This window comes from Paramicrobacterium humi (assembly GCF_900105715.1).
Taxonomy (GTDB): domain Bacteria; phylum Actinomycetota; class Actinomycetes; order Actinomycetales; family Microbacteriaceae; genus Paramicrobacterium; species Paramicrobacterium humi.
In genome coordinates, this window is sequence record NZ_FNRY01000001.1 from 1,585,295 (window position 1) to 1,599,835 (window position 14,541).

General features: G+C 67.2%; 16 protein-coding genes. 15 read left to right on the forward strand and 1 reads right to left on the reverse strand.

Features of this window, described 5'->3' with window-relative positions; genetic code table 11:
* Positions 1-75: 75 nt before the first annotated feature.
* The 10 genes from BLV49_RS07950 to BLV49_RS07995 all read left to right on the forward strand — a co-directional run bounded on the left by BLV49_RS07950 (position 76) and on the right by BLV49_RS07995 (position 11,105).
* On the forward strand, positions 76-1,212 hold the full coding sequence (locus tag BLV49_RS07950; RefSeq protein ID WP_218132658.1) for a histidinol-phosphate transaminase: 1,137 nt from the start codon (positions 76-78) through the stop codon (positions 1,210-1,212).
* On the forward strand, positions 1,200-2,336 hold the full coding sequence (locus BLV49_RS07955) for a thiamine pyrophosphate-dependent dehydrogenase E1 component subunit alpha (RefSeq protein ID WP_245723583.1): 1,137 nt from the start codon (positions 1,200-1,202) through the stop codon (positions 2,334-2,336). Before BLV49_RS07950 ends, BLV49_RS07955 begins: the two co-directional genes overlap by 13 nt.
* Positions 2,333-3,349, forward strand: a complete 1,017-nt coding sequence (locus tag BLV49_RS07960) for an alpha-ketoacid dehydrogenase subunit beta (RefSeq protein WP_091182373.1) — start codon at positions 2,333-2,335, stop codon at positions 3,347-3,349. The genes BLV49_RS07955 and BLV49_RS07960 overlap by 4 nt, the downstream gene beginning before the upstream one ends.
* Positions 3,350-3,364: 15 nt before the next feature.
* Positions 3,365-4,669 (forward strand): dihydrolipoamide acetyltransferase family protein, encoded by a 1,305-nt coding sequence (locus tag BLV49_RS07965; protein ID WP_091182376.1) that lies wholly within the window; start codon positions 3,365-3,367, stop codon positions 4,667-4,669.
* A gap of 411 nt (positions 4,670-5,080) precedes the next feature.
* Positions 5,081-6,409 (forward strand): quaternary amine ABC transporter ATP-binding protein, encoded by a 1,329-nt coding sequence (locus BLV49_RS07970; RefSeq protein ID WP_176980770.1) that lies wholly within the window; start codon positions 5,081-5,083, stop codon positions 6,407-6,409.
* The gene (locus tag BLV49_RS07975) at positions 6,406-7,341 is read left to right on the forward strand and encodes an ABC transporter permease (protein ID WP_091182378.1); all 936 of its coding nucleotides are present in this window, start codon (positions 6,406-6,408) and stop codon (positions 7,339-7,341) included. Before BLV49_RS07970 ends, BLV49_RS07975 begins: the two co-directional genes overlap by 4 nt.
* A 69-nt stretch (positions 7,342-7,410) precedes the next feature.
* Positions 7,411-8,307, forward strand: coding sequence for a glycine betaine ABC transporter substrate-binding protein (locus BLV49_RS07980; protein ID WP_091182380.1), 897 nt, complete (start codon positions 7,411-7,413; stop codon positions 8,305-8,307).
* Positions 8,308-8,413: 106 nt separating this feature from the next.
* Positions 8,414-9,364, forward strand: a complete 951-nt coding sequence (locus BLV49_RS07985) for a metal ABC transporter solute-binding protein, Zn/Mn family (protein WP_091182382.1) — start codon at positions 8,414-8,416, stop codon at positions 9,362-9,364.
* Positions 9,361-10,209 (forward strand): metal ABC transporter ATP-binding protein, encoded by an 849-nt coding sequence (locus BLV49_RS07990; RefSeq protein ID WP_091182385.1) that lies wholly within the window; start codon positions 9,361-9,363, stop codon positions 10,207-10,209. The genes BLV49_RS07985 and BLV49_RS07990 overlap by 4 nt, the downstream gene beginning before the upstream one ends.
* Positions 10,206-11,105, forward strand: coding sequence for a metal ABC transporter permease (locus tag BLV49_RS07995; protein WP_091182387.1), 900 nt, complete (start codon positions 10,206-10,208; stop codon positions 11,103-11,105). Before BLV49_RS07990 ends, BLV49_RS07995 begins: the two co-directional genes overlap by 4 nt.
* A 6-nt stretch (positions 11,106-11,111) precedes the next feature.
* On the opposite strand, the gene BLV49_RS08000 is transcribed toward BLV49_RS07995, so the two are convergent.
* Complete coding sequence (locus BLV49_RS08000) at positions 11,112-12,575, reverse strand: MFS transporter (protein WP_176980771.1); 1,464 nt, start codon at positions 12,573-12,575, stop codon at positions 11,112-11,114.
* A 94-nt stretch (positions 12,576-12,669) separates the two neighbouring features.
* Between BLV49_RS08000 and BLV49_RS08005 the strand changes: the two genes are divergently transcribed.
* The 5 genes from BLV49_RS08005 (at position 12,670) to BLV49_RS08025 (ending at position 14,481) form a co-directional block, all read left to right on the forward strand.
* A complete protein-coding gene (locus tag BLV49_RS08005) occupies positions 12,670-13,062 on the forward strand; it encodes a Fur family transcriptional regulator (protein WP_091182389.1) in 393 nt (130 codons plus the stop codon).
* A 166-nt stretch (positions 13,063-13,228) separates the two neighbouring features.
* On the forward strand, positions 13,229-13,465 hold the full coding sequence (gene rpmB, locus BLV49_RS08010) for a 50S ribosomal protein L28 (RefSeq protein ID WP_091182392.1): 237 nt from the start codon (positions 13,229-13,231) through the stop codon (positions 13,463-13,465).
* Positions 13,465-13,632: a 50S ribosomal protein L33 gene (rpmG, locus tag BLV49_RS08015; protein WP_091182394.1), complete on the forward strand. Its 168-nt coding sequence runs from the start codon at positions 13,465-13,467 to the stop codon at positions 13,630-13,632. The genes rpmB and rpmG overlap by 1 nt, the downstream gene beginning before the upstream one ends.
* A gap of 4 nt (positions 13,633-13,636) precedes the next feature.
* Positions 13,637-13,942, forward strand: coding sequence for a 30S ribosomal protein S14 (rpsN, locus tag BLV49_RS08020; RefSeq protein ID WP_091182396.1), 306 nt, complete (start codon positions 13,637-13,639; stop codon positions 13,940-13,942).
* A gap of 251 nt (positions 13,943-14,193) precedes the next feature.
* Positions 14,194-14,481, forward strand: coding sequence for an HU family DNA-binding protein (locus tag BLV49_RS08025; RefSeq protein WP_091182397.1), 288 nt, complete (start codon positions 14,194-14,196; stop codon positions 14,479-14,481).
* The last annotated feature ends 60 nt before the right edge of the window (positions 14,482-14,541 follow it).

The following is a 14,541-nucleotide window of genomic DNA, read 5'->3' on the forward strand; positions in this document are numbered from 1 at the left end:
GCCCGGTCGCGCGCGAGACCCCGTGCGCGCCGTATACCGGCGCCGGTATGGCCGGTGTCTAGACTCGGGAAGGTGATTGCCCCCGACAACGCCTCGCGCCTGCCCGAGGCCGACAAGGTCGCACTGCGTCCCGAGATCCTCGCGACTCCGCCCTACCGGCAGGGGAAGCCGGCGGCGGCCGACGCGTTCAAGCTCTCGAGCAACGAGAACCCCTTCCCGCCGCTGCCCGGCGTGATCGAGGCGATCGCCGCCGAGACCGCCATCAACAGATATCCGGATGCCGCCGCGTTCGCGCTTCGCGAGCGCCTCGCCGCACGCCACGACGTCGACCCGGCCGAGATCCACGTCGGGTCCGGCTCGGTCGCCCTGCTCGCCCAGTTCATCCTTGCCGCCGCGACCCTCGGCGACGAGGTCGTCTACTCCTGGCGCAGCTTCGAGGCGTACCCGGGACTCGTCACCGCTTCGGGGGCGACGAGCGTGCCGGTGCCGAACACGGCCGCCGGGGGGCATGACCTCGACGCGATCGCCGCTGCGATCACTCCGCGCACGCGCGTCGTCATCGTCTGCAGCCCGAACAACCCGACGGGGACGACGGTGACGGCGGCTGACTTCGAGCGCTTCATGACTCAGGTTCCCGACAGCGTGCTCGTGCTGCTCGACGAGGCCTATGCCGAGTTCGTCCGCGATGCGGAGGCCGTGAACGGACTCGCGATCATCGGCCGCCACCCCAACCTCGTGATCCTGCGCACCTTCTCGAAGGCGTACGGCCTCGCGGGCGTGCGCGTCGGCTGGGCGCTCGGCGCCGAGCGCCTGCTCGACGCGGCGCGGGCGAGCGCCATTCCGCTCTCCGTCACGGGCATCGCCCAGGCCGCGGCTCTCGCCTCTCTCGAGCGGGAGGCCGAGCTTCTGCAGCGCGTCGACACGATCGTCGAGCGCCGCTCGCGCGTGCTCGCCGGCCTGCGTGAACAGGGCTGGTCGGTCCCCGAGTCGCAGGCGAACTTCGTCTGGCTCGCCACGGGCGACGAGACGGATGCTGCGGCCGCGGTGCTCGCCGAGAACGGCATCATCGCCCGCGCGTTCTCCGGCTCCGGCATCCGTGTCAGCGTCGGCGAAGAGGAGTCTGTCGAAAAGCTCTTAGCAGCTGCACAGTTGATTGTGGAGAACCTCTCGGCCGGCCATCCGGACCGTAGGTTAGAACGGTGGTGCCCGTGAAAAACGACAAGAACACTCCGGTGCAGATTCTGTCGGCCGACGGCAGCTTCGCGCCGTCGCCGAACGCAGAACCCTACCTCCCCCTCCTCGACCGCCTCACCGACGACGACCACAAGCGGTTCTACCGCGACATGGTCGTCACGCGCGCGTTCGACGCGGAGTCGGCGAACCTGCAGCGCCAGGGCCAGCTCGCGCTGTGGGTGCCGAGCCATGGGCAGGAAGCCGCTCAAGTCGGATCCGCGCACGCCTCGCGTCCGCAGGACACGATCTTCCCCTCCTACCGCGAGCACGCCGTCGGCATGATCCGCGGTATCGACCTGCTCGGCATCCTCGCCCTCTTGCGCGGCGTCACCCACGGCGGCTGGGATCCGACGGACCCCAAGAACGGCAACTTCCGGCTCTACACGCTCGTGCTCGCGACGCAGACGCTGCACGCGACCGGCTATGCCATGGGCATCGGCTTCAAGGGCGAGTCCGGCACGGGGGATCCCGAGAAGGACAAGGCCGTCGTCGTGTACTTCGGCGACGGGTCGACGAGCGAGGGCGACGCCAACGAGGCGATGATCTTTGCCGCGAGCTACCAGACGCCCGAGGTGTTCTTCCTGCAGAACAACGGCTGGGCCATCTCCGTCCCCGTCGAGCGGCAGTCGCGCACGCCCCTGTACGAACGGGCGGCCGGCTTCGGACTCGAGGCCGTGCGCATCGACGGCAACGACGTGCTCGCAAGCTACGCCGTCTCGGCGCAGCACCTCGACAACGCGCGCAGCGGGAAGGGGCCGCAGTTCATCGAGGCCATGACCTACCGCGTCGGCGCGCACACGACAAGCGACGACCCCACGAAGTACCGCACGCAGGACGAGCTCGAGTCGTGGATCGCGCGGGACCCGATCACCCGTTTCGAGTCCTGGCTGCGCGGCCAGGGCGCCTCGCAGAGCTTCTTCGACGAGATCGACGCGGAGGCGAAGGACTTCGCCGCCGACATCCGCAGACGCTGCCTCGCCCTGCCCAACCCCGATCCGGAGCTCATGTTCGACTTCGTCTACAGCGAGGATCACCCGCTCACCGACCAGCAGGCCGAGTGGTTCGAAGCGTACGAGGCGAGCCTCGAGGGAGGCGAACGATGACGAACACGATCGAGACGCCCACGGCAGCCGAGACGCGCGTGCAGACGCTCCCGATGGCGAAGGCGCTCAACGCCGGCCTGCGCAAGGCGATGGCCGACGACGATCGCGTGCTTCTCATGGGAGAGGACATCGGCTCTCTCGGCGGCGTCTTCCGCATCACCGAGGGACTCATCTCCGAGTTCGGCGAGAACCGCGTGCTCGACACGCCGCTCGCCGAGTCCGGCATCGTCGGCACGGCGATCGGACTGGCCATGAACGGATTCCGCCCCGTCTGCGAGATCCAGTTCGACGGATTCGTCTTCCCGGCCTTCAACCAGATCACGACGCAGCTCGCGAAGCTCACGAACAAGCACCAGGGCGCGCTCTCGATGCCCGTCGTCATCCGCATCCCCTACGGCGGGCACATCGGCGCCGTCGAGCACCACCAGGAGAGCCCGGAGACCTACTTCGCCCACACCCCAGGCCTGCGGGTGATCAGCCCGTCGACGCCGAACGACGCGTACTGGATGATCCAGGACGCCATCGCCAGCGACGACCCCGTGGTGTTCCTCGAGCCGAAGAGCCGCTACTGGCAGAAGGGCGAGGTCGACGTGAGCGCACCCGCCGCGGCCGTGCACGCGAGCCGCGTGGTGCGCACCGGGAGCGACGCGACGATCCTTGCGCACGGCGCGATGCTCACCGTCGCCCTGCAGGCCGCCGAGCTCGCCGACGCCGAGGGCATCAGCCTCGAAGTCGTCGACCTGCGCTCCCTCTCGCCCGTCGACTACGCGCCGATCCTCGACAGCGTCCGCAAGACCGGGCGGCTCATCGTCGCCCAGGAGGCCTCCGGCTTCGTCTCCGTCGGCTCCGAGATCGCCGCGACGATCGCCGAGCAGGCGTTCTACTCGCTCGAGGCGCCCGTCCTGCGCGTGTCCGGCTTCGACGTCCCCTTCCCGCCCGCTCGCCTCGAGAAGGCGTTCCTTCCCGACGCCGACCGCATCCTCGAGGCCGTCGACCGGTCCCTCGCCTACTAGCCGGAGGTAAACAGCATGAGCGAAACAGAGTTCACTCTTCCCGACGTCGGCGAGGGCCTCACCGAGGCCGAGATCGTGCAGTGGAAGGTCGCTCCCGGCGACGCGGTCGAGCTCAACCAGGTGCTCGTCGAGATCGAGACCGCGAAGTCCCTCGTCGAGCTGCCGTCCCCGTTCACGGGCACGGTCGGGCGCATCCTCGTCGACGAGGGCACCACCGTCGACGTCGGCACAGCGATCGTCACGATCGAGGGCGGGTCGGATGCCGCTCCCGCCGCCGCCTCGGACGACGCCGCTTCCATCGCCGCCGACACGCAAGCGACGATCGACGCCGAGGAGTCCGGTGAGGGGTCCGTGCTCGTCGGCTACGGCACGGGCGCGGGAGCGTCGAGCCGCCGCAAGAAGAAGGGGAAGCCGCAGCGGGCGCCCCGCCCGCCGGCATCCGTCCCCGCCGCCGCCGCGACTCCCATCATCGCGAAACCGCCCATCCGCAAGCTCGCGAAGGACCTCGGCGTCGACCTGTCCGCCGTCGAGGGCACGGGACTCGCGGGCGAGATCACTCGAGACGACGTCGTGCGCCACGCGAGCCAGGCGAGCGTCTTCCGCAACATCGAGACCCCCGCGTGGAGCGAGGACCGCGAAGAACGCATCCCGGTCAAGGGCGTGCGCAAGCAGATCGCGCAGTCGATGGTGCGCTCGAAGTTCACCGCTCCCCACGTGAGCGTGTTCGTCGACGTCGACGCGACGCGCACGATGGAGTTCGTGAAGCGACTCAAGGCCTCGCCGGACTTCGCCGGCGTCAAGGTGTCGCCGCTGCTCATCATGGCGAAGGCCATGATCTGGGCCGTGCGCCGCAACCCAAGCGTGAACGCGACGTGGACGGATGAGGAGATCATCATCCACCACTACGTCAACCTCGGCATCGCCGCGGCGACGCCCCGTGGCCTGCTCGTGCCGAATATCAAGGAGGCGCAGTCGATGAGCCTTCTCGAGCTCGCGACGGCGCTCGAGCAGCTCACGCTCACCGCTCGCGACGGCAAGACGCAGCCCGCCGACATGGCCAACGGCACGATAACGGTCACCAACATCGGCGTGTTCGGCATGGACACGGGAACGCCGATCCTCAACCCCGGCGAGGTCGGCATCGTCGCCATGGGCACGATCAAGCAGAAGCCGTGGGTCGTCGACGGCGAAGTGCGCCCGCGCTTCGTGACGACGATCGGCGGCTCCTTCGACCACCGTGTCGTCGACGGCGATGTCGTCTCGCGCTTCGTCGCCGACGTCGCCTCGATCATTGAGGAACCCGCGCTTCTGCTCGATTAGGCGCCCGTTCGCGGGGACCGAACATAACAAAACGGCAACGTTGACGTTTTGCCCGATGGGAAGCGCTTTATCGGCCCGGATTCCTGCGTGCTTCCCGCTCTGATCACCGAACGCGGCTCGCATTTCGCGCGCGAGGTCGATACGGTGGTTGACGGCCTCACGGCCACTCAACCAGTCCGCGGTCACGTAGTTCCCGGCCCCCGTCGGAAGCGCGTGAGCGTATGGTCGAGGATGCTGGCGGCGGCTCAATAGCTGTCCCTGCGGAAACCCGAATCGCGTGACTTGACGCCGTCCCTAATTTGCGTCGTCACCGCTTGATCGCCGTTCTGCGCGTGTCCTTGACCCGGCCGCAAGAACGAAAAGCAGCAACGGGAGACCGCCTATGCTCCCCGTTGCGTGCCTGGAGAACACGTGTCAGAAACCTTTGCGCTCGAAGCGCAGAATCTCTACAAGGTGTTCGGGCGCCGACCCAAAGAGGTCATCAAACGCCTGAAGTCCGGTGCCTCGCGCAACGAATTGTCCGCCCTCGGAACCGCCGCCGTCATCGACGCGAGCTTCGAGGTCAAGCCGGGCGAGATCTTCGTCGTCATGGGCCTGTCCGGCTCGGGCAAGTCCACGCTCATCCGCATGCTCAACGGGCTGCTCGAACCCACGGACGGAACCGTGCGCATCATGGGCGAGCCCGTTACGGGCATCTCCGACCGCGATCTGCGCGACGTGCGGAAGAAGAAGATCTCCATGGTCTTCCAGCACTTCGCGCTCTTGCCGCACCGCACGGTGCTCGACAACGCCGCATATGGTCTCGAGGTGCAGGGCGTTCCCGCCGCCGAGCGCCGCGAGCGGGCCATGCGCGTCATCGAGCGCGTCGGCCTTCTCGGCTGGGAGGACAAGCTGCCGAGCCAGCTCTCCGGCGGAATGCAGCAGCGCGTCGGCCTCGCCCGCGCGCTCGTCGCCGACACCGACATCCTGCTCATGGACGAGGCGTTCTCCGCCCTCGACCCGCTCATTCGCCGCGAGATGCAGGAGCAGCTCGTCGAGCTGCAGCAGGAGCTCGGAAAGACGATCATTTTCATCACGCACGATCTGAACGAGGCCATGTTCCTCGGCGACCGCATCGCCGTCATGCGCGACGGCCGCATCGTGCAGATCGGCGCCCCCGACGACATCCTCACCGACCCCGCGAACGACTACGTCGCGCAGTTCGTGCAAGACGTCGACCGCGCCCGCGTGCTCACTGCCGCGGGCGTCATGGAGGCGCCTCGCTCGGTCATCACGGCGACGGCCGGGCCGCGCGGAGCGCTCCGCACCATGCGGGACCTGCAGACCTCCGCCGCCTTCGTGGTCGGCAACGGTCGAAAGCTGCTCGGCGTCGTGCGCGACCGAGACGTGCTGCGTGCCGTCAAGAACGGTGAGAAGGACCTCATGGCGATCGTGCGCAAGGACATGCTGACCGTCTCGCCCGACCAGCATCTCGTCGATCTCTTCGAGCCGGCGGCCGGGTCTGACCTTCCCGTCGCCGTCGTCGACGACAAGGACCGACTGCTCGGCGTCGTCCCTCGCGTCACCCTGCTGGCCTCCCTCAGCAACGTGCCTTCGACGACGACCGAGATTCCGGTCATCGAGCCGCCCGTCACCGTGCCGGTCGAGATCATGACCCAGATGCTGCGCGACACGGCGGGCTCGGGCGATGAGGTGATCGCCGACGGCGCCGCCGTCGCGAGCGAAGGGAGCAACGCATGAATGACTTCCGGCTTCCCCTCGGCGACTGGGTCGAAGATGTCGTCGACTTCGTCACGAACACGTTCAGCGTGGTCTTCGACGTGATCGCGACGATCTTCGGTGGCTTCTATGACGGCGTGAACTGGGTGCTCGTGACGCCGCCGTTCTGGGTCATCATGATCGTGCTCGTCGTTCTCGCGTGGATCGCACGCAAGTGGACATTCGCAATCGGCACACTCATTGGGCTGCTCGTGATCTACGGCGTCAACCAGTGGGAGAACGCGATGAACACCCTCGCGCTCACGCTCGTCGCCGCCGTCATCGCCGTGATCATCGCGATCCCCGTCGGAATCTGGGCAGCGCGCTCGAGCGGCGTATCCGCAGTGGTGAAGCCGATCCTCGACTTCCTGCAGACGATGCCGGCGTTCGTCTACCTGATCCCCGCCATCATCCTATTCAGCGTCGGCGTCGTTCCGGGCATCGTCGCGACGATCCTCTTCGCCGTCGCCCCGGGCGTCCGGCTCACAGAGCTCGGCATTCGCGGCGTCGATAGTGAGGTCGTCGAGGCCGGACAGGCATTCGGCGCCTCGCCGCGCCGCATCCTCGTCCAGATCCAGCTGCCGCTCGCTCGCCCCTCGATCATGGCCGGCGTGAACCAGGTCATTATGCTGTCGCTCTCGATGGTCGTGATCGCGAGCATGGTCGGCGCTCCCGGGCTCGGCAAGGACATCATCCAGGCGCTCAGCCGCGTCGACACGGGACTCGGCTTCGAGGCCGGGCTGTCGGTCGTGATCCTCGCGATCATCCTCGACCGTCTCACCGCCTCGCTCGGCGGTCAGCGCAAGCGCGGCACTCGCGCGAAGCGTGATTCATCCGAGGCGCCCGCCGAGGCGCGCGAGGAGAAAGACGAGCTCGTGGCCGCAGGACCCAAGCGGGCCCCGAACGCCATCTGAGCTGCCCCCACACCCCAATCCTCTGTCAGTCATGACCCTCGGCAGCGCCGAGGCGTGGAAAGGAAAGAAATGAAGAAGCGTATTCTCGCCGCGGCCGCCCTGGCCACGGCAGCGGTACTCGGCGTCACCGGCTGCTCCGCCGGAGCTTCCGGCGGAAGCGGTAGCGGCGGCGACGACAAGGGCGAAGTCACGATCGGCGTGTTCAACGGCTGGCCCGAGGGCGAGGCGGCCTCCTACCTGTGGAAGAGCATCCTCGAGGACAAGGGCTACACCGTCAACCTCGAGTACGCCGACGCGGGCCCCGTGTTCGCCGGCCTTAGCAAGGGCGACTACGACGTGGCGCTCGACGGCTGGCTGCCGCTGACGCACAAGGACTACTTCGAGCAGTACGAAGGAAAGATCGTCGACCTCGGCACCTGGAACAAGGACGCCAAGCTGACGATCGCCGTGAACGCGGACGCGCCGATCGACTCGCTCGACCAGCTCGCCGACCACGCCGACGAATTCGGCGGCAAGATCATCGGCATCGAGCCGGGCGCCGGTCTCACGAAGGCGACTCAGGACGCGGTGATTCCCGACTACGGTCTTGAGGACATGGACTTCATCACGTCGTCGACGCCGGCGATGCTCGCCGAGCTGCAGAAGGCGCTCAAGGCCGACGACAACATCGTCGTGACTTTGTGGCGTCCCCACTGGGCGTATGACGCGTTCGACATCAAGGACCTCGAGGACCCGAAGGGCGCTCTCGGGGACGCCGAGTCGATTCACACGGTGACGAGCACGTCATTCGCCGATGACTTCCCCGAGGTCAACGAGTGGCTGTCCAACTTCACGATGGACTCCGACCTGCTCTTCTCGCTCGAGAACGTCATGTACAACACGGACGAGGAGATCAAGGACTACACCCCGGTAGTGGAAGACTGGATCGCCGAGAACCAGGACTACGTCGACTCGCTCACCGAGTAGCGATGTGATTCACACGCGGCGGGCGCCCACTTCGGTGGGCGCCCGCTTCGCTGTCTCCGAACTCAGCGCTTTTGACAATCATTATCATTAGCAATAGCGTGGTTTCGTGCCTCAGAGATTCCCCCTCGTCCCGATCGCGCTCGCAGCGGCATCCGCCCTTGCCCTCGCGGGCTGCTCGCCGACCGACGCGGCGGGGCAGAGCGACGGCGTCGAGATCGTCGCCTCGACGAACGTGTACGGCAGCATCGCGCTCGCGGTCGCAGGAGGCGATGCCGCGATCACGAGCATCATCGACTCGAGCACGCAGGACCCGCACTCCTACGCCGCGAGCGCGCACGATCGACTGGCCGTGACGAAGGCTGACATCGTCATCGAGAACGGCGGCGGCTACGACCCGTTCATGGATGCTCTGCTCGAGGGTGCGGGGAACCCCGTCGTGCTGCGTGCGAGCGAGATCTCGGGGCTCATGCCGGATGACGAGCACGACCACGCGGACGACGAGGCCAGCGAGGCGGAGCACGACCATGTCGAAGGCTTCAACGAGCACGTCTGGTACAGTCTCGAGGCCATGACGCGCGTCGCGCAGCGCCTGGCCGAAGAGCTCGGCGCGCTAGAGCCGTCGAAGGCGGACACGTTCGCGGCGAACAGCGAGCGCTTCACGGGAGAGCTCGCGGCTCTGCTCGACACTGTCCACGGCCTCGGCGACGAGCACGGCGGTGAGCAGGTTCTCATCACGGAGCCGGTGCCTCTCTATCTGCTCGAGGACGCGGGCCTCGTCAACATGACGCCGGCTGCCTTCAGCGAGGCCGTCGAGGAGGGAAACGACGTGGCCGCGACCGTGGTGAAGAAGATGCTCGACCTCGTCGACTCGGGTGACATCGCGCTGCTCGCCTACAATGAGCAGACCAGCGGCCCACTCACCGAGCAGGTGAAGAACGCGGCCGAAGCGGCATCCGTTCCGGTGGTGTCCTTCACCGAGACCCTGCGCGACGGCGACGACTACGTGAGCTGGATGACGGCGAACATCGACGCCCTGACGAAGGCACTCAACGCGTGAACACACCCGTGCACAACCATCCGAGCGACCCCGTGCTGTCGGTGCAGGGCGGGAGCCTCTCCTTCGGCCCACGTCAGCTCTGGTCGGGGCTCGACCTCGACGTGTGCCCGGGGGAGTTCCTCGCCGTGCTCGGGCCCAATGGCTCGGGCAAGACGACGCTGCTGAAGGCCGTGCTCGGCCAGCAGGAGCTCGACGCCGGCAGCATCCGCGTCAACGGGCACCCCGTGCGCCGCGGCGACCGGCAGATCGGCTACATTCCGCAGCAGAAGATCATCCCGCCCGGCACCCCCATGCGCGGCCGCGACCTCGTCGCGCTCGGCGTGAACGGGCACCGCTTCGGACTGCCGATCATGCGTCGCAGCGACCGTCGACGCGTCGACGCCCTACTGGAGGCCGTCGGTGCGAGCGCCTACGCCGACGACCCCGTTGGCAGCCTCTCCGGCGGCGAGCAGCAGCGGCTGCGCGTGGGGCAGGCGCTCGCGGGCGATCCGACGCTCCTGCTGTGCGACGAGCCGCTGTTGAGCCTCGACCTGCAGCATCAGCGGGGCGTGAGCGAGCTCATCGACCGCCGACGCCGCGAGGCGGGTACCGCGGTGCTGTTCGTCACGCACGATGTGAATCCTGTTCTGAACATGGTCGACCGCATCCTGTACTTCGCGGGCGGCAGATTCCGTGAGGGCACGCCCGAGCAGGTGCTGCGCAGCGACGTGCTGAGCGAGCTGTACGGCACGCCGGTCGAATGCATCCGCACGGGCGACCGCGTCGTCGTCATGGGCATCCCCGACGCCGAGACCCACGACCACCACGATCACCATGCGGGCCCGCACCCGGAGCCCGTCGCATGAGCGCCCTCGGCACCCTCGCGGCTCCGCTTTCCGCGGCATCCGACGACGACGGCATCTGGTCGAAGCTGTTCAACTTCACCGACTACGGCGAGCTGCTCGGGCTCGTGCACAACTCGATAATCGCCGCAGCGATTCTCGGCATCGTCGGCGGCCTCATCGGCGTGTTCGTGATGCAGCGCGACATGGCCTTCGCCGTGCACGGCATCAGCGAGCTCTCGTTCGCCGGCGCCTCGGCCGCCCTGCTGTTCGGGGTGAACGTCGTCGCCGGCTCCGTCGTCGGCGCGCTCATCTCCGCGGTCATGATCGGCGTCATGGGCGCGAAAGCCCGAGACCGCAACTCCATCATCGGCGTGCTCATGCCGTTCGGGCTCGGCCTCGGCATACTGTTCCTCGCCCTCTATCCCGGTCGGAGCGCGAATAAGTTCGGTCTGCTCACGGGACAGATCATCTCCGTCGACGACCCGCAGCTCGGCTGGCTCATCGGCATCAGCGTTGTCGTGCTCGCCGCCCTGCTGTTCATGTGGCGGCCCTTGAGCTTCGACAGCCTCGACGCCGACGTCGCGGCCGCTCGCGGAGTGCCGAGCCGTCTCATCTCGCTCGGCTTCATGATCGTGCTCGGCTTGATCGTCGCGGTCTCGGTGCAGATCATCGGGGCGCTGCTCGTGCTCGCCCTGCTCGTCACGCCCGCAGCGGCGGCGCTCCGCGTCTCGAGCTCACCGCTCATGGTGCCGCTGCTGGCGGTGCTCTTCGGCTTCGTCTCCGCAGTCGGCGGAATTATGCTCGCAATCGGCGGTTCGCTGCCGATCAGTCCGTACATCACGACGATCTCGTTCGTCATCTACATCGTCTGCCGGCTCATCGGCCTGCGCGCGAAGGCGCGGCCCGCGGTGCGCTGAGCCGCGTCAGGGGGTGCGGCGACGGCGCCCCATGTCGGCGACGCCGACCGCGAGCGAGAGGGCGAGAAGCAAGGTGACCGCGAGCATGCCCCGAAGGTACGCCTGGTGGTACGTCGCGATGCCGGTGTCGCGCCCGCCCGCCGCGAAGATCGTCGCGTAGTACAGGGCGAGACCGATGGCGGTGCCGACGGCCGTGCCGATGCGCTGTCCCAGCTGACCCACCGAGCCGGCGAGGCCGCCCTGGCTCACCCGGATCTCGTGCAGGGTGAGCGTCTGGTTCGGCGACACGACGACACCGCCCCCGGCGCCCGCGATCACGAGAGCGCCGGCCATGAGCCATGGCGTCGCGGCGGGTGTGGCGAACAGCGCCGACATGATCAGGGCCGCGATTCCGGCGAGAACGACGACGAGTCCCACGACAACGAGCGGTCGGCCGTAGGTGTCGACCATGGTGCCGCTGCGCCACGACGTGTAGGCGCTCACGAGCGCGAAGCCGATGCTCACCATGCCCGCGTACACCGGAAGAATACCGAGCCCTTCCTGCAGGTACAGCGTCGTGAGCAGGAACATGCCGGGAATCGCCGAGAAGTACAGCGTCGACAGCAGCGTCCCGTTGCGGAAGGACGCCACCCGAAACAGGTCAAGCGGAACGAGAGGATGCTTTCCGGATGCCGCATATCGACGCTCCCACGCGATGAACGCCGCCGCCGCGAGAACGAACACGACGAGCAGCCACCAGCGCGCCGGGACATCGGCGGGCGTTCCGGTCGTGAACAGGAACGGCCACATGAGGCTGATGACCGTCACCGCGAACAGGATCGTGCCGAGCGGGTCGAGCGACAGCTTTCCGGCGAGCCCGCGCGTCGTCGGCAGGAACTTCGCCGCGAGCACGAGCGCGAGGATGCCGAGGGGGAGGTTCATCCAGAAGATCCAGCGCCAGCCGCTCTGCTCGCCGCCCAGTGCGATGAGCAGGCCGCCGATCGTGGGACCGAACGCCGTCGACACTCCGATCATCGCGCCGAACAGGCCGAACGCCTTGCCACGCTCGCGTCCGTGGAACATCTGCTGGATGAGCCCGATCACCTGCGGCATCTGAATACCGGCCGCGACGCCCTGCAGCAGCCGAGCGACCAGAAGGACGTCGCTCGTCGGCGCGAGTGCGCACGCGACGCTCATGACGGTGAACAGCGTGAGGCCGATGATGAAGAACACTTTCCGGGAGCGGAAATCTCCCAGCCGCCCTGCGGGAACGAGCGCGAGTCCGAACGTGAGGATGTAGCCCGAGACGATGAGCTGCAGCGACGTCGACGACGCGTCGAGGGAGTGCTCGATCGCGGGCAGCGCCACGTTCACCTTCGTGAGGTCGAGGATGGTGAGCGCCGCCACGGTCACGCACACGGCGAACGCGCGCCAGCGCTGCGCGGGAGGGAGCTCGAGGGCCCCCGTCGGAGTGGAATCGGACATCGTCATCAGCCTATGCCGCCGTGCTCGCGCACGCCGCGCTCCCAGCGACCGTGACGCCGCTTCGGGATAGTCTTGAAACGGAAGACGCGGGAGGGATGTCATGGTCGTCAAGCGCAACACATGGCAGCGCGAAGCGGTGCGGGAGGCTCTCGATTCGAGCGATGGATTCATCAGCGCGCAAGGCCTCCACCTCCAGCTGCGCGACGCCGGATCGCACATCGGACTGGCCACCGTGTATCGCGCTCTCGCCGACCTCGCCACCGAGGGAGAGGCCGACTCGCTGCAGTCCCCCGAGGGGGAGGCCCTGTATCGTGCGTGCGAGAGCACAGGCCATCACCATCACCTCATCTGCCGCAACTGCGGGCTCACCGTCGAGATCGAAGCGGGCGAGGTGGAGCGGTGGGCGCGCGCCGTCGCCGCCGAGCACGGCTTCACCGACGCGCGGCACGTCGTCGACATCTTCGGCCTGTGCGAGAAGTGCTCCACGGCTTGACGCTCAGTCTCGGCAACCGGCTGTGGTAGAGTATCTCTTTGGCTGACCGGAGATCTCGACCGGTTGTGCCGTGTACACATCCCCCTCCTTCGCGGCGAGGGATGTCGTATGCCGACAAGAGATCTTGGGCAGGGCATCCGTCCTGCGGTATTGAAGGAGAACCACTATGGCAGCAGTGTGCCAGGTGACCGGAGCCGTCCCCGGCTTCGGACACAACATCTCGCACTCGCACCGACGCACCAAGCGTCGTTTCGACCCGAACATCCAGAAGAAGACCTACTACGTTCCGTCGCTTCGTCGTAACGTGACGCTCACGCTGAGCACCAAGGGCATCAAGGTCATCGACGCACGCGGCATCGAGTCCGTCGTCAAGGACCTTCTCGCACGTGGGGAGAAGATCTAATGGCTAAGGCTCAGGACGTTCGTCCGATCATCAAGCTTCGTTCGACGGCGGGCACCGGTTACACCTACGTGACCAAGAAGAACCGCCGCAACAATCCCGACCGTCTCGTGCTCAAGAAGTACGACCCCGTAGTGCGCAAGCACGTTGAGTTCCGCGAGGAGCGATAGGCATATGGCTAAGAAGAGCAAGATCGCGCGCAACGAGCAGCGCAAGGTAATCGTGGCCCGCTACGACGAGAAGCGTCGCGAGCTGAAGAAGGCACTCGTCGACCCGAACGGCACCGACGAGTCCCGCGAGGCCGCCCGCGTCGGCCTGCAGAAGCTTCCCCGCAACGCTTCGCCGGTCCGCGTCCGCAACCGCGACGCGATCGACGGACGCCCGCGCGGAATCCTCAACCGCTTCGGCATCTCGCGTGTCCGCTTCCGTGAGATGGCGCACCGTGGTGAGCTTCCCGGCGTGACCAAGTCGAGCTGGTAGACGACAACACCTCTGAAGGGGCGTCGGCATTCGTGCCGGCGCCCTTTCGGCATCCCCAGCGGCGTCACACGCGTCACACAGGTCCAATCCGGCCCCGACACGCCGGATAAATGTGCTCGAAACCCGCATAAATCCGCGAAATCACGCGGAACTCTGTTACATTCAACGAGTCACAGAGCCTCGGTGGGACTGCTCACAGGGGACAACACGAAGCGTGATCCACGCAGTAATCGTCCGAGGAGGACAACTCAATGGCTGATAAGTCGCTCAACAAGACCGAGCTCGTCGCGAAGATCGCCTCATCGACCGGCCAGAGCCAGGCCGCCGTCGGCGGTGTGCTCGACGCGCTGTTCGCCGAGCTTGCTGACGCGGTCAGCAACGGCGTCAAGGTTTCGGTTCCCGGCTGGCTCGCTGTCGAGCGCACCGACCGCGCCGCTCGCACGGGCCGCAACCCGCAGACCGGCGAGACCATCAACATCCCGGCCGGCCACTCGGTCAAGGTGACCGCTGGATCGAAGCTCAAGGCTGCCGCTAAGTAGCCAACAGCTCTCCGCTGTGGGGCGCCGCGCGTTCGCGCGGCGCCCCACAGCGCTTTCCGG